General features: G+C 47.7%; 1 protein-coding gene. It reads right to left on the bottom strand.

From position 1 onward, the window contains the following. Positions 1 to 110 precede the first annotated feature (110 nt). On the bottom strand, positions 111 to 505 hold a 395-nt coding region (gene tnpA, locus AC559G_RS18115), incomplete at its 5' end, for an IS200/IS605 family transposase (protein ID WP_498913678.1).

Below are 505 nucleotides of genomic sequence, written 5' to 3' on the forward strand. Positions count from 1 at the left end.
AAATAAATATCCTCCGGCATAGCCGGAGGTTTTTCTGATGCGCCTATAAGGCTCTGTTACCAGCCGCGCCCTAACAGGCGCATACGATCTGACATTTGCATCAGACTCCGTTACTTACGGCCCGTAAACGGGCTGCCCGGGTAAGGGAGCGATAACTGCTCGCCCATTTTATCCTCTTCAAGTTGGTGCTTTATGTATTCCTGTATCTTCGCGGTGTTCTTCCCCACCGTATCTACGTAGTACCCCCGGCACCAGAACTCCCTGTTTCTGTATTTGAATTTCAGATCTCCAAACTGCTCATAAAGCATCAGACTGCTTTTCCCTTTCAGATATCCCATAAAGCCAGATACGCTCATTTTGGGCGGGATTTCCACAAGCATATGGATATGATCTGCGCAGCATTCAGCTTCCAGGATCCGTACATTTTTCCACTCACATAGCTTTCTTAAGATACTGCCTATCGCCAGACGTTTCTCTCCGTAGAACGCTTGTCTTCGGTATTTTG

The sequence above is a fragment of the Gibbsiella greigii genome, from assembly GCF_039540155.1.
Lineage (GTDB): Bacteria > Pseudomonadota > Gammaproteobacteria > Enterobacterales > Enterobacteriaceae > Gibbsiella > Gibbsiella quercinecans.